Raw genomic sequence first — 26360 nt, 5'->3', positions numbered from 1 at the left:
CCCTGGTTTGTTATAAACTTCTTTTCCCTAAAATCGACTCGGCTAATCCAAAAATAAAAAACTCACGAAATCAGTAGTGGTTTCATGAGTTTTATCAGTTTTTATAGATTTATAGATTAATTTCGCACCAGTCCATGCGGATCAATGACAAATTTCTTCGATGCACCGCCATCAAATTCTTTATATCCGCTTGGAGCTTCATCAAGCGAAATTAATGTTGCGTTTACCGCTTTGGCAATTTGCGCTTTTCCGCTTAAAATCGACTTCATTAAATCACGATGGTATTTCATTACTGGTGTTTGTCCCGTAACAAATGTATGTGCCTTGGCCCAGCCTAACCCTAGTCTGATTCTTAACGTCCCCTCTTTCGCATCGGCCTCAACTGCACCTGGATCACCCGTTACATAAAGTCCAGGGATGCCAAGTTTCCCACCTGCCTTTGTAATATCCATAACTGTGTTTAGTACGGTTGCTGGCGCTTCCACTGCACCCTCACCATGACCACTTGCTTCAAAACCAACCGCATCAATTGCACAATCCACTTCAGGAATACCTAGGATTTGCTCAATCTGCTCCCCAACATTGTCGTGTGCCCGCAAGTTGATTGTCTCACATCCGAAACTTCTTGCCTGTGCTAACCGTTCTTCAATCATGTCACCAACAATGACAACCGATGCACCAAGAAGCTGTGCGGAATGCGCCGCTGCTAATCCAACAGGACCTGCTCCGGCAACGTAAACAGTTGATCCGGTTTTGACACCTGCACTGACTGCCCCATGATATCCGGTTGGGAAAATATCCGAAAGCATGGTTAGATCAAGAATTTTACCATAGCCTTGTCTTTATCAGGAAATTTTAAAAGCTGGAAATCGGCATAAGGAACCATGACATATTCCGACTGGCCACCAACCCAGCCGCCCATGTCAACGTAACCATATGCCGATCCTGACCGATCCGGATTTACATTCTCACAAATATGGGTATCCTGTCTCCGGCAGCTTGGACAACGGCCGCAAGCAATATTAAATGGAACTGAAACCAAATCCCCTTTTTTGATAAACTCGACATCACTGCCAACTTCGATTACTTCACCCGTAATTTCGTGCCCCAAAATCAACCCACTTGGCGCCGTTGTCCGACCTCTGACCATATGCTGGTCACTGCCACAAATGTTCGTGGTAACAACTTTAAGAATGACACCATGATTGCATTTTCTGCCGACGTTAAGTGGATTTACCCCAGGTCCATCATGCAATACTAAATCCGGATAGCCAATATCCTGAACCTCAACCTCTCCTGGCCGTACATAGGCAACCCCACGATTACCAGCCATATGAACCACTCCTTTACATCAGATAGTTGTACACATGTACACGCTATCATTCTATGATCTGGAGTATTTAAACATGCTTCTTTTATCAAACCTTTTACCTATAAAGGTCGATGGCGTAAAAAATTACGGTATGCAAAGCCCTTTACCTCTTCCTCTTTATAATGTTTCAACAGCGCATTAATCAGGTTATGATATTTCGCTGCATTTTCCAGATTACTAATGTAGTGGCTGATTCCATCAAAGTCAGAACCAAAACCAATCTGATGTACTCCGCCAAGTGCACATAAGTGGTCGATATGTTTGAGCAAATCAGCAATCTTGGCGTTCTGTTCGTCACCACTTGTAAAGAGTGGATGAAACACGACATGGATCAGCCCGTTATTCGCGAACATCTGCTCAATTTGCTCATCATACAAATTACGTGGGTGGTTACAAATCCCACGCGCATTGGAATGACTTGCAATCGGGTAATCCGCCAGCTCCAAAATATCCCAAAATCCATTCACAGTGGCATGTGAGACATCGGTAAAAACATGATGCTGATTATTCAGCTTAACGACTTCCTTACCTAAAACCGTTAAGCCACCACCACGCGGTTCCTCTGCTCCGTCAGCACAAAGATTGGCATTATTCCATGTCAAACCAATCGATAAAACACCAAGCCGGTACAAATGGCGCAATTTCATTAGATCATTTCCGAATGCATCCGCACCCTCCAGCGTCAAAACAGCGCCCATCTCCCCGTCCTGCAATGTATCAAAGTCTGCCCAATCTTTAATATGCTTCACCTGTGGATTTTTGCCAACTACCTCTGTATAAAATAAATCGATCTGTTCGAGCGCGTGCTGCCATTTTTCATCTGAAGGTACATCGGGATGAATAAATATGGCAAAGAATTGGACCTTAACACTGCCTTCTTTTAAATTATGTAAACTGCTGTCCAATTGAGCTGAATCCTGAAAATGGATAGGCTCAAGTCCAAACATTTCCCCCCGTTTTGCCATTTGCAGTTTCAGCAGAACATCACAATGTGTATCAATTATGTTCACGTCAAAGACCCCTTTAAGTAGTATAGAGCGTGTCACTGAACACGCTCTTCTCTATCAAACTACATGATTGATTTAATAAATTCAATACTTTTCTCCGCGATCAATTCCTTATCGTTATCCAATGTTGCTACATGGAAACTATTTTCCAACTTAATGATCGAACGATTTTCGAATATGATGGATTCATAGATTTCCTGTGAATTTTCTGGTGGCACAACATGGTCAACCGTTGATGAAAAAATGAGTGCGGGTACATTTATTTTTGCTAAATTACTTCTGACTAGTTTGGACAAATTGATTAGCTCACCCATTGACTTCACAGGCGTCTTCGGATAGGCAAGTTCCTCGACGCCCTCCTTTTTGATGTCGGAACCGATGCCGTCAACAAACTTCGTATCAGTGAAACGGAGCTGTTCATACGTTTCGATCAGTTCAGGCATCTCTATTGCTGCGTTAATTGGCACGATGCCTTTAATTTCCGGATGATTTTCCGCTAAGTACAATGTTAAGGTACCGCCCATTGATAGTCCTGTGACAAAAACGGCTGAACAGGTTGCTTTTAATTTTTCCAGTCCATCCTCAACCGTTTGGATCCATTCCTGATAGGTTGACTTTTCCATATCCTCCGGAGCGGTTCCGTGACCCGTTAATCTTGGCCCATAAATCGTAAAACCCGCTTCAGCCAGCTGCTCCCCCAAAAACCGCATACTTTGCGTTGAACCTGTAAACCCGTGAATGACAAGGACACCTGTATTATTTCCTGGGTAGTAAAATTCCTCCGCATCTTTCATAATATGAAATTCAGCCATATTCTTCACCCTTCTAAAAAATTATTTATTTTAAAAATATTTTATCATAATAAAAACGGTATCAAAAGAGGACCCTAACAAGAGTCCTCTTTCGGTATGCTTACTGACCTACAGCACATTAGCTATCGTTTGCCATTTTGCATACTTTGTTCGGCGATTTTGATCATTCGTTTGACCATTTCGCCACCCACCGATCCGTTTTCACGTGCAGTCGTGTCTGCTCCAGGCTTGACACCTAATTCATTTGCAATTTCCTCTTTCATTTGGTCTATTGCATTTTCCGCACCAGGCACCAACAATTCATTATTGTTTCTTGCCACACTGATCACTCCTTGTGGGTTTTCGAACAGATTTACCTGTTCACTTGTATATTTTGGTTCTCCGTACTTGTCTATCCCTGTCAAAAGATGGTTCATGACGCTTACTGCTCATTTACTTTTTTCCACGTCTTAACAAGTCCATCGACAATCGGCGTAATCACATCATCGTCTTCGTTATAGCGGCTATGTGATAGAGGATTCCAGCTTGTAAACATCCCCCCGACATTTACTGCTACATCCTTCGTTACATTCGTTTCATACATTTCATTTATTGATTTCAAAGGATATGCCAGCACATCATCTTTATCGTAAAAGTTAAGCCATTCCCCTTGGACATTAGCATGATACTGTTTTAATAAAGGGGAAGGTACATGAATTGGTGATCCGAAATCAACATAACGTACTGACCATAACGCCAGCGGACTTCCCATTGTATAGAAGAGTGACAGCGTTTCCCCTTTTTCCAACGGGGTATTATTCATCCGCTGCTTCGTCCGCATGCCGATTTTCTCTTGTCTGAATTGCAGGTCAGCAAAATAATTACTTGCAACGATACTGCCAAGACTATGACTGATCACACATAACGGTGCAGTTGAGCCCGCTCTATTTTTCAGACGTGAAAGGGATTCCGCGAATATCGCGTGCACCTTATCATAGTTTTGATCGCCGCTGACAGTTGGCTGATAGGCAATCGCATCACCAAGGAATTCAATTGTAAACCGTCTCAACCGATCATAATGTAAATTGGCATTTTCTTGTACTTGCTTCCAAAGGGCCGCCTGTTCATCTGCAAATACAACCGACCAAAACACAGGTTCAAACACCAGCTCTTGTTCGGCATTGTCCAGATGAAGCTTTTTCGTAAAATCTTTGGTAATTAGACGCATCATTTCTTCCGCAAAATCTGCTTCGGGTGTTCCTGCTCCATGAAGGATTGCCACGGCAAGTTTCTGGGACATTGGATCACTCCCCAAAATATAGTTATTACCCGAATTACAATATTTAGAATTATTATCATTATACTCTGCGATAGTTTACGCTGACAGATAAGATTGTCCTATTTTTAGCTATTTCATAAAAAATGTTGAAACTGGATAATCCTCATTACGGTAAAATTCTGCTCAATTTACCGACATCTACATTTCCCCCCGAAAGTACACATACAACGTTTTTCCCCTGTGTATGTAGTTTATTAAACATTGCAGCAGCGACAGAGACCGCACTTGATGGCTCGATTAGCTGCTTCATTCTTTCCAGCACAAAGAACATGGCCTGCCGTATTTCATGTTCGCTGACAAGCACTAATGCATCCAAATAGTTTTGTACAATCGGAAACGTCCTATCACCTGGCTGACTTGTTCTGAGACCGTCTGCAATCGTTCTTGTTTCCGGAATAGCAGTAATCTCTCCTTTTTCCAGCGATAAATATGTATCATTTGCCATTTCCGGTTCGACTCCAATTACTGTTACTTGCGGCTTCGTTTCTTTTATCGCGGTTAAGATACCGGAAATCAATCCACCTCCTCCGATCGGAACGACAACTACATCTACATCATCCAATTGTTCCAGTATTTCCAGTCCAATCGTTCCTTGTCCGGCAATAATTAATGGATCATCATATGGTGGAACAAAAACACCATTTTCGAGCCGTGCTAATTCCTGAGCCCGGGGCAGCCGTTCTGCTGATGTAAAACCACATTTTTCAATCTTTCCGTTGTATCCTTGAATGGCAGCAATTTTACTTTTGGTTGCATCCTCGGGTACAACAATGGTTGCATCAATGCCAAGAATATCGGCAATGTATGCTACTGCCTGGCCATGATTTCCGGATGAAGCAGCCGTCACAAAGGTTGCTCCAGCTTTAACAGCTTGCTTCACTTTGTTTGTCGCTCCTCTGATTTTAAAAGCACCCGTTTTCTGCAAATGTTCTCCCTTAAGATACACGTTATTTCCACATAACGAAGATAATTGTTTGGAAGTGATGATAGGTGTTTCATTGATGATATCTGAAATTTGTCCGCGTGCCCGGTGGATTTCGGTTATCGTTATCATGTTTTCCAGCCTCCTGTTTTTACTATAATATTTAGTTTAGAATATTTTGTCTTGGTTGAGCAATTTATTTGCCAGGACTGTCCCGATAATCCCAAAGCACTACCCACTCTTCATCGACGGCCGTCACATATACATCCTGAATAATACTAAAGTTGCCGAACTTTCCACCGAATGACTGTGTTACCGTTACCTTATATGCAAGGTCAATCGGTTCCGCTCCCTCCTCCATTTGCCAATCCTTCACTTCTTCCGGTTCCCCAAGTGTATATGTAAACGTTGTAACACCGAAGTCATTCATGAACACGTGTGGGCGAATTTGCAAGTATTGTACTTTATCAAACTTCTCCTTCATTTGCGGATGAAACATTGCCCATGAATCGGAGAATGCCCCATTCTTTTCGTATGTATAAAATGTATCAACTGCTGCAACCGCCATGTCTTCTGGAGACTTGTGGAGGTAAAAATATGCTGTAATCCAAATAACAACAATAGCAAGCAGCAGAATAACCAGTCCCATGCCCTGACGATGTTTGTTCATACCCAATCGTCTCCTCATCATATGTCCTCTATATTCTTATTCAACTACCGAAGCAAATAGTATAACGTTATGCCTGAAACGGTTACCGCAAAAATGCTGGATTATTACTTCCCAAACATTGGAACACAGTATGAAAAAACTATGCAAAACCACCACCTTTAGTTCCAAACACTACTGTACCTGTTAGCCTATTAAACCTAAATCGGCCAAATCGGCCATCATTTTTTTCTTATAATTTCAACTATAAATGAAAATGATGACTTATTTTTCCCCTCTAAATTTTTGGTATTTTTACGCTACCTTAATTCCAAATAAATCTTGTGATCGGTCCAAAGCAAGGTATATAACGCCCCGTAACCGTTGATATAACGGATTTAATTTTCAATTTGGAAATGTAGTAACCTACTGAAATATGCTGTTTTAGTTGACATTTTTCAATTTTCCCTCTACTGTTTAGTCTGAAATAGATAATTGCTGGCAGGGTTTACATAAGTAGTATAAAAAGGATACTCAAAAGTCACCAAATGGCAGGTGGCGAACTCGGGCGCTGGCGATATAGATTCTTCTGCTAAAACCGCCCTCTTTCGCCAAGCGCAGAAATCAGCACCTCCTATAACAAGCCCAATGCTCGAGCTGCGCTGCGCCTCGACTTTCTGATAACCTACGCGAAATGCTAGTATCCGTTGGCTATTGAGGTGGCGTTTTTAGTCGATCTTCTCATTAGCGACTTTTTGAAACGCGCTATAAGGAAATAACACATTTTTTTAATTAAGCCAAACAAGGATGTAGTAACCAAATAAAAAATGAAATATTGCCATAGGCATTCTAGCTGAAACTTGAGCTAATCAAATTGAAACAAAATTGTAAGATTAACTTTCGATGAAAAAGGTAATAGCTTGTTAAGAGGTATGGACTATACGCACGTATTAAAAAAGCAAAGGGATGGTATCCATGAAGGGCATTATACTGGCTGGTGGAAGTGGAAGCCGATTATCGCCAACTACAAACAGTATCAATAAACATCTTTTGGCAGTTTTTGATAAACCAATGATTTATTATCCATTATCGGTATTAATGTTAGGCAGCATAAAAGACATCATGATTATCAGTACGCCATGTGACCGCCCCAGATTTGAGGAACTGCTCGGAGACGGCTCAACATTGGGCATTTCACTTACCTATCAGGAACAGGAGGAACCAAATGGCATTCCCGAAGCATTCATGATAGCGGAGGATTTCATTGGAAAAGACAATGTCGCACTAATTCTTGGCGATAACATTTTTTACGGTCAAGGGTTTACAACAATGCTTCGGAATGCAATCAAACATCATCAGCATGCAACGGTTTTCGGTTATCGGGTAAAGGATCCGGAGCGGTTTGGCGTCGTTGAATTTGACCATCAGCAAAAGGTACTTTCTCTTGAAGAGAAACCTGCGGAACCGAAATCCGATTTCGCTGTCACCGGATTATATCTTTATGATCATCGTGCGGTTGACCTAGCTCGTAAACTTCGGTTCTCTAACCGCGGTGAATTAGAAATTACCGATTTGAACAGGGAATACTTGAAACGCGGACAGCTTAACGTTCAATTGTTAGGAAGAGGCTTTGCTTGGATGGATGCCGGGACACATGAATCACTATTTGAGGCCGCAGCTTTTGTAAGAAATATTCAGCAACGTCAAGGATTTAAGTTGGCTTGCCTTGAAGAAATCTCTTATTATATGGGATATATACCAAAAGAAATATTATACCAAAAAGGGAAGTCGATGGAAAAAAACGATTATGGTAAATATTTGCTGGAAATTGCTAACCGCAAGCATACACAGCAATATTGGGAAGCCATCGACCGTAACCCAATGTTAGGACTGGTCGAAAATGAATAACCAAAAACCAACTATCCTCATTACTGGTGGAGCAGGATTTATTGGATCCAATTTCATTACGTATTTTTTACAAGAACATTCGGAATATCAGCTCGTCAATATTGATAAGCTGACATACGCCGGATCGACGGAAAACCTTAATGAGATAAAAGATCTGCCAAATTATCATTTTATCAATGGTGATATTGCAGATGAGCAATTAGTAAAGTCTATTTTTTCAGATTTCCCTATTTCAGGTGTTATCCATTTTGCTGCGGAATCACATGTTGACAGATCTATTCAGGATGCCAAACAATTTGTTGAAGCAAATGTTGTTGGAACAACGGTACTTCTGCAAGCTGCCCGAAATGCCTGGGAGAGACTAGGCGTACTTCATGAGCGACGTTTTCACCAAATTTCGACCGACGAGATATATGGATCACTTGATGAAACCGGGAAATTTAATGAACAAACACCATATAATCCGCGCAATCCATACAGCGCGTCAAAGGCCAGTGCCAATTTGCTTGTCAAAAGTTTTGGCTACACGTATGGTATGAACACTGTCATTTCAAGCAGTTCCAACAATTACGGGCCAAGACAACACGAGGAAAAACTGATCCCGACCATCATCGCAAAAGCACTCTCCCTGGAGTCCATACCAATTTACGGTGATGGGAAAAATATTCGTGATTGGCTTTATGTGACCGATCACTGCCAGGCACTTGATTTTGTCTACCATCATGGGAACACGATGGAAACGTATAATATTGGTGGCGGGAACGAGTTGACGAATATTGAAGTTGCAATAAAGATTTGTCAAATTCTTGATCAACTGAAACCCGACATCAAGGCACGTGCATCGATTGAGCACTTTGCCGATTTAATCACGTATACAGAGGACCGCCTCGGACATGATCGCAGGTATGCTGTTGATGACACGAAAACAAGAAAAACATTGGGCTGGAAACCAGTAATGACGTTCGAGCAGGGAATCAAACAAACAGTAGAATGGTATGTGAACAAATGGGAAAAAGTAACCCACTAATTTCCGTTGTCATCCCTGTTTATGGCTGCAGGGCCTGTTTAATTGAACTATGTAATCGCATCAAAAAAACAATTGAAGCCATACCAGCCCGACTTGAGATTATTTTAGTCAATGACGCAAGTCCCGATCATGCATGGGAAACGATCAAACAGCTCAGCGTAAACGATGACCGGATTAAAGGAATTGATCTGGCTCGTAACTTTGGTCAGCATCATGCCATCACGGCTGGACTCGATCATACGAATGGTGACTGGGTTGTGGTGATGGATTGTGATTTACAGGATCGGCCAGAGGAAATAGCAACCTTATATCACAAGGCACTTGAGGGGTATGAAGTCGTTTTTGGCAATCGTACAGTAAGGAAGGATAAATGGATTAAGCGTAAATCATCCCAGCTTTTTTATCGTATTTACGATTTTTTTACCGGACGAAATTCGGATCATACCATCGCCAATTTCAGCATCAGTTCGAAAAAAGTAGTGGAAGGCTTTCGCTGTATGAGGGAACAGAATCGGTTCTTTCCACTATTTATCCAATGGATGGGCTATAAAACGGGATCTGTAGAGGTCGAACATAATGCCAGAAAAGAGGGGAAATCATCTTATAACATTAAAAAGTTAATCACACTTGGAACAGATGCGATCATATCCCAATCCAATAAACCGCTCCGACTATCCATTCAATTTGGTTTTTTGATTTCGTTTGTTTCGTTTTTGTACGGAGTGTATTTATTTGCCCGATATTTTTTTCTTGCTAAACCTGTCCAGGGCTGGACCAGTGTGATGGTATCGATTTTTTTCATCGGCGGACTGATTTTTTTCAATATCGGTGTGCTTGGGTTGTATATTGGAAAAGTATTTAATGAAACAAAAGGCAGACCACTTTATCTTATTCGTGAAACGACAGATGAATTACATAACGAACGGAGCTGATCACTAATGGAATACTTACGCCCGACCCCGTGGGATGAACGGAATTTTCGGATTCCAACGTATGAGGTTACTTCAGTGTCGGAGGAAGCGCTAAAGGAAACTGATCAATATGAGGGGCATTACACGATTAAAGTAAAACCAATGGAGAACCCGGAACAAATTTTAAAGCATGACTTTTATTATATGGACACATTAATTGAGCCAGTTTGCGAAAAGGAAAATTTGGTCGCTTTTGAGCGGGAAGGCACATCCATTTCCAAAGATTATGCAAAGGAAGAAGTACTGGCAATCGCGGAAGAAGCTTTTATGCATGGCCGCTTCCATCGCGATTTTCATATTCCCTCCTCGCTGGCTGACTTGCGTTATATGAATTGGGTCAGGGATTTACAGATGAAGGATCAGATTTTTGCTCTTTATTATCAGGATCAGCTGGCAGGTTTTTATGGGTATGAGGGTGAAAAAGTGCTATTACTTGGAATGAAGGAGGAATTTCGCAGTAAGGGGCTCGCCAAAGCTTTCACCAGCAAGGGATGTCAGGCACAATTTAACGATGGGCACGACCGGCTTCGAACGTCGATTTCTGCTGCCAACGTTGCATCGTTGAATTTGTTTATCATACTTGGTTTCAAATTGAAAAATACAATTGATGTCTATCACAAATTAAACGGCCCGTCCCCGGCGGAAGTGTAGCTATGGGATATGCATATATATTTGGCACCATCTTTTTTACCGTTTATGGGCAATTAATTTTGAAATGGAAGATTGATAAAGCCGGAAGTCTGCCAGAAGTATGGAAGGATAAATTGATTTTTTTATTGCAGCTGCTGCTTGACCCTGTTATTTTATCCGGCTTTCTTTCCGCTTTTGTTGCTTCCCTGTTTTGGATGGCTGCGATGACCAAGTTTAATATCAGTTATGCATACCCATTTATGAGCCTTTCTTTCGTTCTAGTATTTATATTCTCCATCTTATTGTTTAACGAACCAGTGACAATACAGAAAGTTGTTGGGCTAGCTTTGATTGTGCTTGGTATTGTCGTTACGAGCCAGTCATTGTAAGAAGTTTCTTCCGGATGCGATCAGCGGGTTTCCCAGGGTGATCGGCGGGTTTCCCGGGGCGATCGGCGGGGTTCCCGATTTGATCAGCGGGTTTTCCGATTTGATCAGCGGATTTTCCGATTTGATCGGCGATTTTCCCGATTCGATCAGCGAGGTTCCCGATTCGATCAGCGGATTTCCCAATTCGATCGGCGGGGTTCCCGATTCGATCAGCGGGTTTTCCGATTCGATCAGCGGGGTTCCCGATTCGATCAGCGGATTTCCCAATCTGATCGGCGACTTTCCAAGGGAGATCAGCGACTTCCCGGTTTGACTGGCAGTTCAAGGGGACGGAGCTAGCAACCTTTCTTTAGGCTCGGCAAGAGTAAACCAATTTAACGAGGTGAAAACATGATTCCATTTAATAAACCGTGTGCAGTCGGAAGCGAGGAAATGGCAATAGCAGATGCTATCAAAAATAGTAAACTATCAGGCAACAGCCCCTTTGGGAAAAAATGTACCGACTGGTTGGAAAACCAATTAGGATGCGAGAAGGCCTTGTTGACCCCGTCATGTACGGCAGCTTTGGAGATGGCCGCCATCTTAACCGATATTTCCGTGGGGGATGAGGTTATCATGCCATCATACACCTTTGTATCAACGGCTAATGCCTTTGCAATCAGAGGCGCATCCATTCGGTTTGTCGATGTTACACCGGAAACGATGAACATTGACCCAGAACTAGTTGAAGCAGCTATCACGGAGCGAACGAAGGCAATCGTCGTTGTTCATTATGCTGGAGTTGCCTGTGAAATGGATGCCATAATGGACATAGCCGACCGTTACGGATTATGGGTTATTGAGGACGCAGCCCAGGCGCTAATGAGTACATATAATGGAAAGCCTCTTGGTACGATTGGTCATTTTGGCACAATTAGCTTTCATGAAACGAAAAATTTTACGTGCGGGGAAGGTGGCGCACTTATCATCAATGACCAAAATGCTGTAGAGCGAGCCGAAATCATTCAAGAAAAAGGGACAAATCGGCAACAGTTTAAAAAAGGCATGGTAGATAAGTATACTTGGCGTGACATTGGATCATCCTTTCTATTAAGTGATTTAAATGCTGCTTACCTGTCCGTACAGCTTGAGCATGCGGAAACAATTACCGAGGATCGCAAACGGTCATGGCAGCAATATGAGCGGAGACTTCAAGCAGTCAACAACCTTACAATCCCGTTTATCCCGGAAAATTGCGAGCATAATGCCCACATGTTTTTTATCAAAACAAAAAATGAAAGTGAACGTGACGGATTGATCAGCTATTTAAAACAATATGGTATTATGGCAGTATCCCATTATGTACCACTGCACAGCTCCCATGCGGGAAGAAAATACGGGAAGTTCATCGGTACCGATCATTATACAACGACGGAAAGTGAACGATTATTACGTTTACCTTTGTATTATGGACTAGGAGAAGAGGCAATCGATCATGTGGTCAACACTATTTACACGTATTACCAAACATAAATATCCGCTGATCGCTTGCTTGGTTATTCTTGCCTATTTAATGCCATACTACGTACTTGGTGAAGATACTCACATTCGTGTGCACGATAATTTGGATTCGAACATTGTCTGGTACAAACTCCTTGCCGACAGCGGCCATATTTTCACTTTGAAGGATGTCGCACTGCCAAATGTGATAAACGGGTTGCCACGAAGTACGTTACCATCCGGACTTGATGCGATGGTATGGTTGTATGTTTTATTCAAGCCAATAACCGCCTATATCATCGGGCAAACGATAATGCGGTTTGTTGCGTTTTTTGGGATGTATTTGCTGCTGAAAAAAAATCTTCTCAAAAGTGAGCATAAACCACTTATAACAGCTGGGGCGGCGCTTGGATTCGCCCTTTTGCCATATTGGCCATCCGGCTTATTATCGATTGCCGGTTTGCCGCTTGCATTACATATTTTTCTGACAATCCGTTCACAGGGAAAAACAGCGCCGAAATATTATTGGATTACCTTATTTTTGATCCCATTTTTCTCAAATTTTGTTTTAACGTTCGTCTTCTTTCTTAGTCTGATGGGATTATTTTGGCTAATCGATTGGATTCGTAAAAAACGAATTAACTGGCCGTTTTTCGCAGCAATTGCCGGAATGACAAGTATTTATCTAATTAAAAATTACTTGCTCATTTATTCCATGTTTTTTGAGAATGGTTTTACATCACATCGTAGCGAATTAAACCTTGGTCATAAGGATTTACCTGGAACATTTGATTTATTTCTGCACAATTTGATCAATGGCCATACCCATGATTTATCAATCCATTTTTTAATCATATTTCCAGTCATTGGTCTTGCTTTACTGGTGGCTGCTTACCGGAAATTGAATCCGAAACAGCTTTTGGCCTTTTTTCTTTTTAATGTGTTCCTTTCCCTATGGTATGCTCTCTGGTATTGGGAAGGCTGGCGCGTGGTTAAAGATAATTTTATGGTCGCTAACACGTTCAATTTCAGCCGCATTCACTTTTTTGACCCGGCGATTTGGTATATATGTTTTGCCATCGGATTGACCATCTTATGGAAGCATTTTAAATTTTTCAAGCCATTCGTTGTCGTGTTGATTATCGTACAATGCACCATGCTTTTTCAGTTGAACGAAGAAACAAAATACGGCGAAATTGGTACACCGACATTCAAACAATTTTATGCTGTCGAATTATTTCAGGAGATTGAGGATTATATCGGCAAGGATCAGTCCACATACCGTGTTGTCAGCATCGGGATGCACCCGACAATTGCACAATACAATGGATTTTATACACTGGATACATATAACAACAGCTATCCATTAGTATATAAACATAAATTCCGGAAAGTGATCGCTCCGGAGCTTAATAAAAATCCCTCGCTAAAAAGCTATTACGATACATGGGGCGGCAGAGCATACATGTTCGTGGATGAATTGGGAAAACACTATATGTTTGGCAAAAACAGCAAGAAAACAATTGAGAATCTTGCTATTAATACCGATGCCTTAAAAGATCTGGGCGGGGAGTATATTTTTTCAGCATTGCCAATTGAAAATTATCGAGAAAACGGATTGCAGTATGAGCGAAATTTTGTAAAGAATGGATTGCCGTGGCAGGTTTATTTGTATAGAGTTATGAGGTAAATCGCGCCCCACAGTATTAGATACTGCGGGGCGTATTAAAGGCATTATAGCTGCCAGAATTTGGTCTAGTCCTTCATTTCTCCCCCATCTTTCACTTCATCCTTGCCGGGTTCTTTTGACGGTTCTTCAGCTGAACTGTTACCATCTGAACCGTTACCGGAGTCCTCTTCTTTATTATTTCCTTGTTCTGGCTTTACGTTACCCTGGTTATTATCCTTGTCTGTAGCATTATCATCCTGCTCTTTTGACTTATCCATATGATCAGTATTCTTTTTATTGTCCTGCTTATCAACCTTATCCTCGCTGTCCTTTTTTTCAGACTTGCTTTCTGTTCTAGTCTGGTTGCCTATACTCCTGTTGTTAGAGCCGCTACTTTTAGTTACAGTACTGCCGCCTGACTCAGTTTGGTTCTCGGAGCTCCATGAGACTGCGGACTCGCCACCGGCCTTGTTCATATCCGTGTTTATCATATATTCATCTCCATCATCTACTAGTTCTGCTTCATCTTCCAATACCATTTTTTCTACTTCATCTTGGTCTAAAAATGCAATTGACAATGTTTTCTGCGTGTTCGTAAGGCTATTACTAGAATGGTTACGAGCAAGAAAGGTTCTATTTTCATCCGTTTTCGATGCAGCAGGGTTGCTTGTTAGGCTTTTCACAATCCAAAAGCCTCCCCCTGCCAGTGGGATAACAAGTAAAATCGTTGCTATAATTCCTACTGCTTCTTTTTTTACGTCCATCCGTGATCATCATCCTCTATGAAAAAACCAATCTGTTCCGATTTTATCTTTCACTATTTAGACATAATAGGTAAAATTCTCTATTTACATAGTTCGACATTAATTTATAAAATCCTTTTTTAGAAGATAATTTTCCAGACAAATAGGATCCCGGTTTCGATAAAACCTCGAAACCGGGATCCTATACTCTTGTAACCTACTCTCTACCAACCGTTAATCGTTTCAACAATTCAACAAACTGGTCACCAACCTCACTGGTAGAAGCCTTTCCACCCAGATCCGGTGTTAGCTGTTCCTTATCTTCAAGCATTCGTTTTATCGTATGGAGGATAGCTCTTCCCCATTGTCCTTCTTCAAAAAAGTCCATCAGCTGGCTGATTGACCAAATAGCAGCAAGCGGATTGGCAATACCTTTACCGGCGATATCCGGAGCAGAACCATGGACAGGTTCAAACATGGACGGAAATGTTTTCTCTGGATTCACATTTGCGCCGGTCGCCAGTCCCATACCGCCTGTAATTGCAGCGCCAATATCCGTTAAAATGTCACCAAATAAATTGGAAGTAACCACGATTTCGAATCGTTCTGGATTGGTAACAAAATAAAGGCTTGCCGCATCAACGAGATAGGAATAAGTCTTTACATCCGGATATTCTTTCCCGACCTCAGCGAATACCTCATCCCAGAAAACCATCGAATAATTTAGCGCATTACCTTTGCTGACACTTGTCAATGTCCGGTTTGACTCTCGGGCTTCCTCATAGGCATAGCGGATGATCCGTTCGGTACCTTTCCGGGAAAATACACCGGTCTGCAATACGACCTCTTCCGGCATTCCTTTATATAACCAGTCCCCGGCACCTGCATACTCTCCCTCACTGTTTTCCCTGATCACGAGAAAGTCAATGTCCTTTTCTGTTTTTGCTTTCAGTGGTGTCAATGAAGAATGTAGCAATGTAACTGGCCGCAAATTAACATATTGATCAAACTGTTTTCGTATTTTGATAAGCAAATCACGTAATGATATATGGTCCGGAACACCTGGATACCCAACAGCCCCAAGATATATCGCATCAAACGGTTTCAACTGCTCCAGCCCATCATCATCCATCATTTTGCCATGCTGAAGATAATATTCACATCCCCAGGGAAACGTTGTAAATGAGAACGAAATAGACGCGTCCATTCCCTCAATTGCTTGTAAAACTTTCACCCCTTCTGCAACGACTTCTGGTCCAATTCCATCCCCTGGTATTAGTGCGATTTGAAAATTCTTCATCGTAACCTCCTGTATGGTGTCATAAAACCTGTTTTGTTAAAAATAGCCAATACTACCTGCAAACAGAGATGTTACTGTAAAAAGCCCATAAGCAATTTTATGGTATACTTCCTGCATTGTCTGATTCTAGTGAATGACCTCACCTTATCATCCTTTCGGAATGCTTGAAGGTAGGGCTTCCTGTTTCACAGACCATTGCATCTTAGGGGATTCCTAAGACGTCTTACATTGTCTCCACAGGCTTTGTTTAGACTGTTCGGACACAACCTTGCCCTACAGTTTTTCGTGTTCTCATTTAGTCGATGACTACCATCTGATCCAGCTGTTCCATTCCTTTACGCAATATATGAAGACTTGCATTGTGGTCACGATCCAGGATTGTTCCACATCCTTTACAAATATGCGTACGAATAGAAAGAGATTTCTTTACTCGTGTTCCGCATGTAGAACAATCCTGTGACGTGAATGCTGGATCGACTTTTAGCAAGATACTTCCATTTCGTTCACATTTATAGGAGAGCATGTTTCGAAACATGCCCCATCCTGCATCGGAAATGGATTTTGACAAACGTTTGTTTTTTACCATATGCCGGATGTCAAGATCCTCTACGGCAATGATCGAATAGTCTTTAGCCAAATGGTAGCTTAATTTATGTAAAAAATCTCTTCGCTGATTCGCTACCTTTTCATAAAACAAATGGACTTTGCTCACTTGTTTCGCATAATTTGCCGATCCACGTTTCATTTTAGAAAGTTTTGCTTGCGCTCTTTTAAGTTTCTTTTCTGTTTTACGAATAAATGTAGGGTTTTCATAGCTTTTTCCATCGGACAGAACTGCGTATTTATTTATCCCTACATCAATGCCAACTGCAAGATCACGATTGATTGGTGCTGGGTATGCTTGTCCTTCGACACTGAAAATAGCATACCAGCGACTGCCTTGTCGCTTGATGATGAGTTGTTTGATTGTGCCTTCCATTGGTCGATGTAAGTGAATAGGAATTTGCCCGAGCTTGGATAGTTGTAACTTGCCGTTTTCTGTAAAAGATGCTGCATAGCGATGATGTGTATTCGGTTTGAAGCCAAATTGTGGGAAGGTCATGCTGTTGTAATCCTTGTATTTTTTGAGTTTGGGGTAGTTCGCTTCTTTTCGAAAGAATTTGGTAAATGCATGGTCTAGGCGACGGAACACTTCTTGTAAGGCTTGTGATGGTATTTCTTTTAGGAATTCCCATTCTTGCTTGTCTTGTTTCAGTTGCTTTTGCATGTCAAAACGACTATACGATTCCTTCGATTGTCTGTATTTACGTTGTTTGTCGAGAAGTGCAGAGTTGTATGTTAGCCGACAATAGGAAAGCCAAGTCTCCAGTATTTCTATTTGTTCAGGTGAAGGGAAAATTTCATATTTTTGATTCAGTAACATGAATGCACCTCCTAACCCTATTATGGATCATGCGTTTGGGGTTTGCAAGCATCTTACGAAAGCAAACCGAAATTCATCACCCCCTTAGCCTTTAGGGATTGCCAGTAACAGGCTTGAAGAGGGAGACTTCTTTCGGAAGGCAGTTAAACGTATATCCGTGGAATTCGCTCCATTAAGCTTGCCAGCACTTCATCAACAATGCTATCCACCCAGCCGGAAACTTCACGTGCGGAAATTTCTTCATTACCTTGCTTGCCAATTAAAACCACCTCATCCCCTTCTTTGACATCAAGAATTTCGGTAACATTAATTAACGTCTGATCAAGCGAGATGATTCCAACGATCTTGGCTCTTTTTCCGTGTACAAGCGTTTCCCCTTTACTGGATAATGCCCGCTGATACCCATCCCCATGCCCAATCGGCACAACGGCAATTTTTTCTATAGAACGTGTAACATATTTACCTCCATATCCGACACGGGTATTAGCAGGTAATTCATGTATCTGGACTATTTTCGATTTCAGCTTTAACACTGGTTTTAGGGAAATAATCCCCCGTTGTCTTTGAGCCGGAGGATATCCAAATAGTGCAATCCCGGATCTAACCATGTCAAGATGCATGTCACTTCTCTCGATCGCAATCGTTGAACCTCCGACATGGCGAATCGGGAAATTAAATCCGTTCATGTTTAACTTGGATACGGTGTCCAAAAACAGAGCAAATTGCTGTTCCGTCGTTGCAAAATCCCCATCATCGGCACTGGAAAAGTGGGTATAGATCCCCTCCCATTTCAGACTGGGAAGGTTATAGTATGATCGGCAAAAGGCAATTGCCCGTTTGGGATCAACTCCAAAACGGTGCAAACCAGTATCTATTTTGAGATGTACAATAGCTGTTTGATTAAACTGTACGGCCGTCCTGCTGATTGCTCGTGCAATTTCCCCGGATGAAATCGAAGCAGTTAATCGATAACGAATAACCGCATCCACCTCTTCTAATGTGATCGCGCTTAAAATATGAATTGGTACATCAATCCCGTTGTCCCGGAGAAGGGCTCCCTCTTCAACTGTTGTAACACCAAGGCCATCTGCTCCAGCATGAACAGCTTTCCTCCCGATTGGAATAATCCCATGCCCGTAAGCATTTGTTTTGATCACGGCTAATAGTTTGCAAGTATTTATCAGTTGTTTTATCTGGCGGACATTTTCCTTGAAAGCTGACAAATCTATTTCAGCAACGGTAGGATGTTGGAATTTAAATAATGGTGAATGTAGCAAAACATAACACCTCCACTATCATACCCTGTTTGGATTATCCCGCTCATAAAGTGAACGAAATGCTTGCAAAATCTGTTTGGTAATTTCACCCGGCACACCGGAACCAATTATCTGATCATCGATTTTCAAAATTGGTACGATGTCCAGTTTTGTTGCAGTTATAAACACTTCATCTGCTTTCAATAAATCATCAACTGAATACGTTGTTTCATTCACTTTCAGGTTTAATCCTTTACTTAACTGCAAAACCTTTTTCCTGGTAATACCATTCAAAATAAAATTATTTGCCGGATGAGTGTACAATTCACCATTTTTTACGATGAACACATTTGATGCGCTTGCCTCAGTAACAGTGTTTCCGCGATGAAGGATGGCCTCGATGGCTTGATGTTCAACCGCTTTTTGTTTGGCAAGTACATTGGGAAGCAAATTGAGTGTTTTAATATCACACCGCAGCCAGCGAATATCCTCCGCAAGGACAGCCGCTGCACCCTGGTCCTCAACAGCTGTCATGCGTTCTTCTGCTCGTGTATAGGCAATGGTAACGGGTGGAACTTCGTTTTTGGGGAATTCGTGCCATCTTGCGGCAGTTCCCCTGGTGATTTGCATGTAAATAATACCTTCATTTAAATCATTAGCTGCAACCAGTTGAACAAGCTTATTTTTTAGTTCATTTATCGTACTTGGCAGTGTAAGCCTTACCTCTTTGGCACTTCTTGCAAGTCGTTCCATATGGTCATCCAACATCAGTGGTGTCCCATTATAAACCCCGATAACCTCATAGATTCCATCTCCAAATTGGTAGCCTCGGTCTTCGATGTCAATCATATTTTTCCGTCCGATAATCTGATTATTATATAATATTTTACTCAAAGCAAGCCCTCCCCTTTGTTACATGTATATCTTTCCGCAACATCTAAAATGACCGGCATATCGACACTGTTTCCGCTAATGATAACCACTACATGGGAACCTAAAGGGATTTGATGATTTAAAATTGCTCCAATACCAGATGCTGCTGCTCCTTCAATTACCATCCGGTGTTTACTGAGCATGAACCCTATTCCCTGAGCAAATTCTTCTTCGGTTAATAAAACAATCTGATCAACGTATTGCTGCACCATGTTAAATGTATAACGGTTATTAATGCCAATCCCGCCTAACAAACTATCAGCAAGGGTGTTATTTTCTTGTATCGAGACTGGTTTACCCTGCTTGATACTCTCATACATGGCAGCACCCTTGGCTGTTGATAACCCGATAACCTGTATTTCCGGATCAGTCGATTTTAGAGCAATTCCTAAACCGGAATGGAGGCCGCCACCTGATAATCCACCTATCACGGTATCGATTTCCGGTAACTCATCAAGCAGTTCCAACCCGATAGTTCCCTGGCCGGCAATGACATCAGGGTCGTCAAACGGATGGATTACGGTCAGCCCTTTTTCCTGCTCCAATTGATAACTCCGCTTTTCGGCATCATCCTGTGCGTCGCCGTAAATTTCAATATGTGCCCCTGAACGTTTTAATGTTTCTACTTTCGCTTTGGGAACCCGATTGGAAATACAAATCGTTGCATGAATATCCAGTTTTCTTGCGATATAGGCAACACTCATCCCAAAATTTCCAGTAGAGAACGTTGTCACTCCACATTTTCGTTCTTCCTCTGTCAGATGGAGGATCTTATTTGCTGCCCCCCGTATTTTGAACGAACCGCCCACATTCAAATTTTCCAATTTCAGATGAACAGAAGTCCCGGCAATTTCGGATAGTCCCGGAGAATATATTAATGGGGTCTTTTCCGAAATGGAAGTAATTCGTTTTCGTGCTTGCCAAATATCGCGTAGGGTAACAGGTTTCTCTGGCATGTTTTACCTCCCTTTATTGATTGGTGTGCGGTTTTCTTGATGGTGATTCTGCCTGCTTTCTTTCATGCGAGTTCCGATCCACCCTCGTTATTACACGGGTTGTGGCGTGCGTTTCATATCAATACAAATTAGACAACTCAATCGGCTTCATGGTCCAGCAAATATCGCCTTGCAGCTTCTGCTAGAATTGATACACCAACAGGTAAGACTTGTTCATCAATATCAAAATTTGGTGTGTGTAAATCACGAGTTATTCCATCTTCAACTGCACATCCTAAAAAGAACATTGCCCCTGGAACAGCCTGTGTCATATGTGCAAAATCTTCTCCTCCTAAACCGAATGCGGTTTCCAAAATCGTAAAATCAGGATGCAGGTCGTTTATCACTCGCTTAATATGGTGATTAACTTTAGCGTCATTTTTTAATGCCGGATCTTCAGGTGTTATCGTTAATTGATAATCTCCATTAAAAATCTCGACTACTGAAAAGGCCTTTCCCAGCTCGGCATGCAATTTTTTCCGGACATCGGGATGATAGCTGCGAATGGTTCCTTTTACTTCTATTTCAGATGGAATGACATTGCTCGCCGAACCGCTATGAATACTGCCAATACTAATTACTGCCGCTTCAAGTGGAGACACTCTTCTCGCCACTATTCCGTGCAAAGATTGTAATACCGGTCCAAGCATCCATACCGGGTCGGTTCCTAAATGAGGATATGCCCCATGTCCGCCAGTACCGTATACTGTTGCAGCAAACACATCTACATTGGCCATGCTGTAACCGTCATGCATCTTCACTTCGCCAAGCGGATTTTCCGGGCTCATGTGCAGTGCCATGATATAGTCAACATCATCCAACACGCCTGCTTTGATCATATATTGTGCACCTGTTGAACCAGCAATATCTGCCATCTCTTCAGCAGGCTGGAATAAAAATTTAACGGTTCCGTGCATCTTATCACCTTGGAAAATGTCACCTAGTAAACTGGCAACGCCTAAGCAAATCGCAGTGTGAGCATCGTGACCGCAAGCATGCATGACACCCTTATGTCGTGATATGTAGTGATGATTATTTTCTTCCTGAATCGGCAATGCATCCATATCAGCACGAATCGCAATAGTCGGCCCCGAACCAGAGGATAATGTACCAACAACTGCTGTCGGAAAGCCTATCCCTTTTTCAACCCGCATTCCTGGGATTTTTTCTAACACCTCGGTAACAAATTTTGATGTCTGCACTTCTTGAAAACTTAATTCCGGGTGCATATGGAGGTAGCGGCGCCATTTTATAAGCTCTTTCATCATCGCGTTTGCTCTGTCAAGCATTGCTCGATTTTTCTCTACCACAGCCTTCCCTCCTCGAATATATATTCATCATAATTCAGACTATTCCAATCGTCAATTACTATTCCAATTATTTTAAATTTTATATTTTCATATTGACTTCTATATCATTAGAGGATATTTTTAGGATAGCAGGAAACAAAACGGGGGGAATAGGATGAGGAAAAAAATTATTGCTTACAATCGCTTGGAAAAACCTGTTTTAGAAGCGTTACAAAGAAAGTATGATGTTCGCTTTTTTAAAAACATCGATACAAAAACCGATCCGGGATTTCTGGAATTTTTACATGAAACGGAAGGGATTATCGGATTGGAGTTGGTTGTTGACCGCGAATTACTAGAGCGAGCACCTAATCTAAAAATCGTCAGCAATGTATCTGTCGGTTACAATAATCTTGATTTGGAGCAGCTAAGCATGAGGAATATTATGGCGACAAATACGCCGGATGTACTTACCGATACGGTGGCAGATACGATATTCGGTATTCTTATTGCAACAGCAAGACGAATACCTGAACTTGATCAGCTTGTAAAAAACGGCGAATGGAAACAAGAAGCGGTTGGGCCGGAACATTTTGGCACCGATGTTCACCACAAAACAATTGGCATTATCGGCATGGGGCGAATCGGTAAAGCAATAGCACAGCGAGCCCGATTCGGCTTTAATATGGATATTTTATACTATAGCCGAACACGGAAGCCAGATGTTGAGGACACATTTGCCGCTTCCTATTGCAGTCTCGACACATTGCTTAGCAAATCCGATTTCGTTTGCCTGATCACTCCCCTAACTCCAGAAACAAAGGGTATGATAGGAAGACGTGAATTTCAGCTGATGAAAAAGTCGTCCATCTTCATTAATGGTTCCAGAGGCAAAACAGTCGTGGAGCGGGAATTAATCCATGCACTTCAAAACGGTGAAATTGCAGCAGCCGGCTTAGATGTATTTGAGACTGAACCGGTTGATGTGACCAATCCACTGTTGCAGATGAAAAATGTTGTGACCACCCCACATATCGGATCGTCTACTTTTGAAACAGAGTTAAAAATGTCAGAGCTTGCTGCCTATAATCTGGAAGAAGGCTTGAATGACCGAAAACCACCGAATTTAATTGAATGGTGACAGGAGTACTACCTGTCACCGAAAGCAGTCCCTATGCAAGCCGAATATTTGGTTTAATTAGTAATTCACGTGGAAAGTCAGCAAGTATTTCACACCCAGTTTCGGTTACACGAAATGATTCACTTATTTCCACACCCATATTTTCCATCCAAATACCAGGGATTAAATGAAATGTCATATTTGGTTCAAGTACGGTGCGATCTCCCGGCCTGAGACTTGCTGTATGCTCTCCCCAATCCGGCGGATAATTGAGCCCCATCGAGTAACCCATGCGCGATTCCTTTTTTATACCGTTTTTTTCAATGACCTTTCGCCAGACCATTTCCAGTTCCTCACAAGTAATGCCCGGTTTAACTGCATCAAGCGCTGCGTTCAATCCTTCAACAACACAATCCGCAACATATTGCATCTGTTCGGATGGCATGCCGATTACTGCAGTTCGGGCAAGTGGTGAATGGTAACGCTTATAACAGCCGGCTAATTCGATAATCACCGGGTCTCCCTGTTTAAACCTATCGTCCGTCCAAGTCAAATGACAGGCAGATGTTTTCTCACCAGTTGGCAGCAATGGAACAATTGCCGGATAATCTCCACCAAAATCTTCTAGCCCGCTGATCTGTGCATGAGCAATATCCGCTACGACGTCACATTCTCTTACCCCTGAATTAATCGAGTCAAAAGCCGTTTGCATCGCCTTCTCCGCAATTTTCCCAGCCTGCTTCATATAAGAAATTTCCTTTTCTGACTTAATAATCCGAACCCAATTGACCATATTCGTACCATCTGTAAACGAGGCATTTGGTAATCCCTGTACCAATTGCATATAGCTTTTTGCAGTAAAGTAATACGCGTCAAGCTCTACAGCGATCGATTGTTTATCTTGTTTTCGCCCCTTTAACAGATCACAGACAAAGTCCATTGGATGTCTTTCTGCAGACTGCACGTAGTAGTCGGCATATGGAATAATGTGATCCTTGTCGAGCCAAGTTGTATGGGCAGCTGCACTGGCATCCTGACCACGTCCGACCCAAATTGGCTGGTCTTCATCGATTAACAAAATGAGCAACTGATGAACATAAAACGACCAGGCATCATATCCTGTCAAGTAATTCATGTTCGCCGGATCTGTCACTAATAAAATATCAGCTCCGGCATTCGCCATTCGCTGTTTTGTTTTAGCTAAACGCCCCTGAAATTCTGTAATTGGAAATGTTAACATATCCATCTCATCCTCTCGTACATTAATCTGTCCTGTATAACGGAACCCAACTAGCATTCTCTTGATTAAATGCGCTTCCATGTTGCAGCCAAATATTTTTAGGATGATAGTTTATAGTAGAGTAAGTGAGTTTTTTGTGGATTAGTGCTGCGACAATCGATTTCTTCTGGAGGTTAAAGAAAATTTTAGGAGTGTACTTTCTATATAACATGCATATTCAATTATATGCGGAACAATTTTAAAAACGTGCCGATTGTCGACATTATGTTAGTTACATTATAGATTAGGACATTTTTTTATGTCAATGACTATTTAGATTATTTTAAATCCTCATTCATCTTGTTGGAGACAGAAAATCAAAAAAGAAACAACTACCCGATATGGGCAATTGTTCCCTTTTAAAAATGATGCTAGGCGATCCGATCAATCTCTTTTCTCATATGTTCATCGGCATATTCCTTACCATACTTTACGATGGATACTTTATAAAGGATTGCTCCAAAGATAATCCATAATCCAACGATCGCCCATTCATAAGGCCAGACTAGGGCTGAAGGCATTCCAGGCATATATAGTATGGAAATTCCGAGTGCCAGTACTACTGCGATCCAGCCAAGGAAGGTGCCACCTGGAAGTTTAAATGGGCGTTTCATATCCGGATCCTTTTTTCGTAAAATGATAAATGAAATTGCTACCATTAGCCAGGCAACGACAAGTCCCAATCCACCAGCATCAACGAACCATACAAGTGCTCTTCGTCCAAGTAACGGAGAAACAGTCGAGAGTCCTCCAATCAATAGGATTGCTTTATGTGGTGTTTTATATTTCGGATGCAGTTCCCCAAGGCTTTTCGGAAGCATACCCGCATTAGCAAGTGCATAGATCGCCCGGCTTCCACCAACATAGAATCCGATCCAGCTCGTTAATATACCGCCGACACCACCAAGCACAAGAATATTACCCATTAACTGGCTATCCCCAAATGCTTTAGCCATCGCATCGGCCGTGACCAAATTGGACTCACTGATTTCGGCAGGAGTAAGTATACGTGAAACCCCAAAAATAACAGCTATATACCAGACAACTGCAAGTAAAACAGAAAAAATCAATAATTGTCCAATTCGTTTCTGCGGCAAATTGATTTCCTCAGCCGCTTGCGGAATGACATCAAAACCGACAAACATAAACGGAGTCATAATAATAACCGTCAACAATCCGGCAATACCTTTTTCAAATAACGGCTGCATATTTGTAACGTTTCCACCAACCGTACTCCCAGTGATTAGTAATATACCTGCAATCGCAATCAATAAGGTTAAAATAAACATAATCGCTGTAGAAAACTTAATACCACGATAATTAATCCAGGTGATAATCAATGAACCTACAATACCAATACCGGCCCAGGTTGCGGTAACATCCCATCCGGCAATCGTGTATAAATATCCTTGACTATAATTTGGAATCAAATATTCAAAAACTGTTGGCAGTGCTACAGCTTCAAAAGCTACAACTGATACATACCCAAGAATAATCGCCCAAGTCGTCACAAAAGAGGCAAGCCGTCCCATCGCTTTGTAACTATAGACATGCTCACCGCCTGCCAACGGAAGTGCTGAAGCTAGTTCCGCATAAGTAAGCCCAACAAAAATTACTAGTATACCACCAATTGCGAAGGCAAGAATCGCACCAAGTGACCCGGCCTCTGTAACCCATAACCCCGCTGTTACCACCCAGCCCCAGCCAATCATGGCGCCAAAAGCAAGCGCCAGCACATCCTTATTTCCCAAGATTTTCAGTAACTTTTGCTCATTGTTCATCCATTTCCCTCCAATCAATTCTCACATAATGCTAATATTTCGTTAATTTAAAATGTATTTTGCCCTATCCAGGTTATTCATATATTTCAGG

General features: G+C 41.9%; 24 protein-coding genes and 1 pseudogene. 9 read left to right on the top strand and 16 right to left on the bottom strand.

Annotated elements, in window-relative coordinates:
* Positions 1-116: 116 nt before the first annotated feature.
* The 7 genes and pseudogenes from fdhA to CZ382_RS19625 all read right to left on the bottom strand — a co-directional run bounded on the left by fdhA (position 117) and on the right by CZ382_RS19625 (position 6101).
* Positions 117-1333: pseudogene (gene fdhA / locus CZ382_RS19655) on the bottom strand (formaldehyde dehydrogenase, glutathione-independent).
* Positions 1334-1431: 98 nt separating this feature from the next.
* Entirely contained in the window at positions 1432-2382 is a 951-nt protein-coding gene (locus CZ382_RS19650) for a dipeptidase (protein WP_088052843.1), read from the bottom strand.
* A gap of 59 nt (positions 2383-2441) precedes the next feature.
* Positions 2442-3191, bottom strand: a complete 750-nt coding sequence (locus CZ382_RS19645) for an alpha/beta hydrolase (RefSeq protein ID WP_088052842.1) — start codon at positions 3189-3191, stop codon at positions 2442-2444.
* A 122-nt stretch (positions 3192-3313) separates the two neighbouring features.
* Positions 3314-3511, bottom strand: a complete 198-nt coding sequence (locus CZ382_RS19640; protein WP_286170974.1) for an alpha/beta-type small acid-soluble spore protein — start codon at positions 3509-3511, stop codon at positions 3314-3316.
* Positions 3512-3612: 101 nt separating this feature from the next.
* Positions 3613-4470, bottom strand: coding sequence for a glycosyltransferase family protein (locus tag CZ382_RS19635; RefSeq protein ID WP_088052840.1), 858 nt, complete (start codon positions 4468-4470; stop codon positions 3613-3615).
* Positions 4471-4615: 145 nt separating this feature from the next.
* Positions 4616-5563, bottom strand: coding sequence for a threonine ammonia-lyase (locus CZ382_RS19630; RefSeq protein ID WP_088052839.1), 948 nt, complete (start codon positions 5561-5563; stop codon positions 4616-4618).
* 64 nt (positions 5564-5627) lie between these two features.
* A complete protein-coding gene (locus CZ382_RS19625; RefSeq protein ID WP_088052838.1) occupies positions 5628-6101 on the bottom strand; it encodes a hypothetical protein in 474 nt (157 codons plus the stop codon).
* A 951-nt stretch (positions 6102-7052) separates the two neighbouring features.
* On the opposite strand from CZ382_RS19625, the gene rfbA reads away from it, so the two are divergent.
* The 8 genes from rfbA to CZ382_RS19585 all read left to right on the top strand — a co-directional run bounded on the left by rfbA (position 7053) and on the right by CZ382_RS19585 (position 14171).
* Positions 7053-7985, top strand: a complete 933-nt coding sequence (gene rfbA / locus CZ382_RS19620; RefSeq protein WP_088052837.1) for a glucose-1-phosphate thymidylyltransferase RfbA — start codon at positions 7053-7055, stop codon at positions 7983-7985.
* A complete protein-coding gene (gene rfbB, locus CZ382_RS19615; RefSeq protein WP_088052836.1) occupies positions 7978-9012 on the top strand; it encodes a dTDP-glucose 4,6-dehydratase in 1035 nt (344 codons plus the stop codon). The genes rfbA and rfbB overlap by 8 nt, the downstream gene beginning before the upstream one ends.
* Positions 8991-9944, top strand: coding sequence for a glycosyltransferase family 2 protein (locus CZ382_RS19610; RefSeq protein ID WP_088052835.1), 954 nt, complete (start codon positions 8991-8993; stop codon positions 9942-9944). The genes rfbB and CZ382_RS19610 overlap by 22 nt, the downstream gene beginning before the upstream one ends.
* Positions 9945-9950: 6 nt before the next feature.
* On the top strand, positions 9951-10634 hold the full coding sequence (locus CZ382_RS19605; protein ID WP_088052834.1) for a GNAT family N-acetyltransferase: 684 nt from the start codon (positions 9951-9953) through the stop codon (positions 10632-10634).
* A 2-nt stretch (positions 10635-10636) separates the two neighbouring features.
* Entirely contained in the window at positions 10637-11002 is a 366-nt protein-coding gene (locus CZ382_RS19600; RefSeq protein ID WP_088052833.1) for an EamA family transporter, read from the top strand.
* Positions 11003-11039: 37 nt separating this feature from the next.
* On the top strand, positions 11040-11315 hold the full coding sequence (locus tag CZ382_RS23545; protein ID WP_140392756.1) for a hypothetical protein: 276 nt from the start codon (positions 11040-11042) through the stop codon (positions 11313-11315).
* A gap of 77 nt (positions 11316-11392) precedes the next feature.
* On the top strand, positions 11393-12514 hold the full coding sequence (gene rffA / locus CZ382_RS19590) for a dTDP-4-amino-4,6-dideoxygalactose transaminase (protein ID WP_088052831.1): 1122 nt from the start codon (positions 11393-11395) through the stop codon (positions 12512-12514).
* On the top strand, positions 12477-14171 hold the full coding sequence (locus CZ382_RS19585) for a DUF6044 family protein (protein WP_088052830.1): 1695 nt from the start codon (positions 12477-12479) through the stop codon (positions 14169-14171). Before rffA ends, CZ382_RS19585 begins: the two co-directional genes overlap by 38 nt.
* A 65-nt stretch (positions 14172-14236) precedes the next feature.
* On the opposite strand, the gene CZ382_RS19580 is transcribed toward CZ382_RS19585, so the two are convergent.
* From CZ382_RS19580 to CZ382_RS19550, 7 genes are all read right to left on the bottom strand, one after another.
* A complete protein-coding gene (locus CZ382_RS19580) occupies positions 14237-14914 on the bottom strand; it encodes a hypothetical protein (protein WP_088052829.1) in 678 nt (225 codons plus the stop codon).
* Between the two features lie 196 nt (positions 14915-15110).
* Positions 15111-16193: a tartrate dehydrogenase gene (locus CZ382_RS19575; RefSeq protein WP_088052828.1), complete on the bottom strand. Its 1083-nt coding sequence runs from the start codon at positions 16191-16193 to the stop codon at positions 15111-15113.
* Between the two features lie 295 nt (positions 16194-16488).
* Positions 16489-17616, bottom strand: coding sequence for an RNA-guided endonuclease InsQ/TnpB family protein (locus CZ382_RS19570; RefSeq protein ID WP_088052827.1), 1128 nt, complete (start codon positions 17614-17616; stop codon positions 16489-16491).
* A gap of 143 nt (positions 17617-17759) precedes the next feature.
* A complete protein-coding gene (gene alr, locus CZ382_RS19565; RefSeq protein ID WP_088052826.1) occupies positions 17760-18893 on the bottom strand; it encodes an alanine racemase in 1134 nt (377 codons plus the stop codon).
* Positions 18894-18911: 18 nt separating this feature from the next.
* Positions 18912-19766 carry a D-amino-acid transaminase gene (gene dat / locus CZ382_RS19560; protein WP_088052825.1) on the bottom strand — a complete coding sequence of 285 codons (855 nt, stop codon included), beginning with the start codon at positions 19764-19766 and terminating at the stop codon, positions 18912-18914.
* Positions 19763-20761, bottom strand: coding sequence for a pyridoxal-phosphate dependent enzyme (locus tag CZ382_RS19555; protein WP_088052824.1), 999 nt, complete (start codon positions 20759-20761; stop codon positions 19763-19765). The genes dat and CZ382_RS19555 overlap by 4 nt, the downstream gene beginning before the upstream one ends.
* 137 nt (positions 20762-20898) lie before the next feature.
* Complete coding sequence (locus CZ382_RS19550; protein WP_088053555.1) at positions 20899-22089, bottom strand: M20 metallopeptidase family protein; 1191 nt, start codon at positions 22087-22089, stop codon at positions 20899-20901.
* A gap of 175 nt (positions 22090-22264) precedes the next feature.
* Between CZ382_RS19550 and CZ382_RS19545 the strand changes: the two genes are divergently transcribed.
* Positions 22265-23230, top strand: coding sequence for a 2-hydroxyacid dehydrogenase (locus CZ382_RS19545; protein ID WP_088052823.1), 966 nt, complete (start codon positions 22265-22267; stop codon positions 23228-23230).
* Between the two features lie 31 nt (positions 23231-23261).
* On the opposite strand, the gene CZ382_RS19540 is transcribed toward CZ382_RS19545, so the two are convergent.
* Positions 23262-24449, bottom strand: coding sequence for a M24 family metallopeptidase (locus tag CZ382_RS19540; protein ID WP_088052822.1), 1188 nt, complete (start codon positions 24447-24449; stop codon positions 23262-23264).
* 410 nt (positions 24450-24859) lie between these two features.
* Positions 24860-26269 (bottom strand): APC family permease, encoded by a 1410-nt coding sequence (locus CZ382_RS19535; RefSeq protein ID WP_088052821.1) that lies wholly within the window; start codon positions 26267-26269, stop codon positions 24860-24862.
* Positions 26270-26360: the final 91 nt, after the last annotated feature.

This window comes from Virgibacillus dakarensis (assembly GCF_900155625.1).
Taxonomy (GTDB): domain Bacteria; phylum Bacillota; class Bacilli; order Bacillales; family Amphibacillaceae; genus Lentibacillus_C; species Lentibacillus_C populi.
This window is presented reverse-complemented; position numbering and strand designations above follow the sequence as displayed.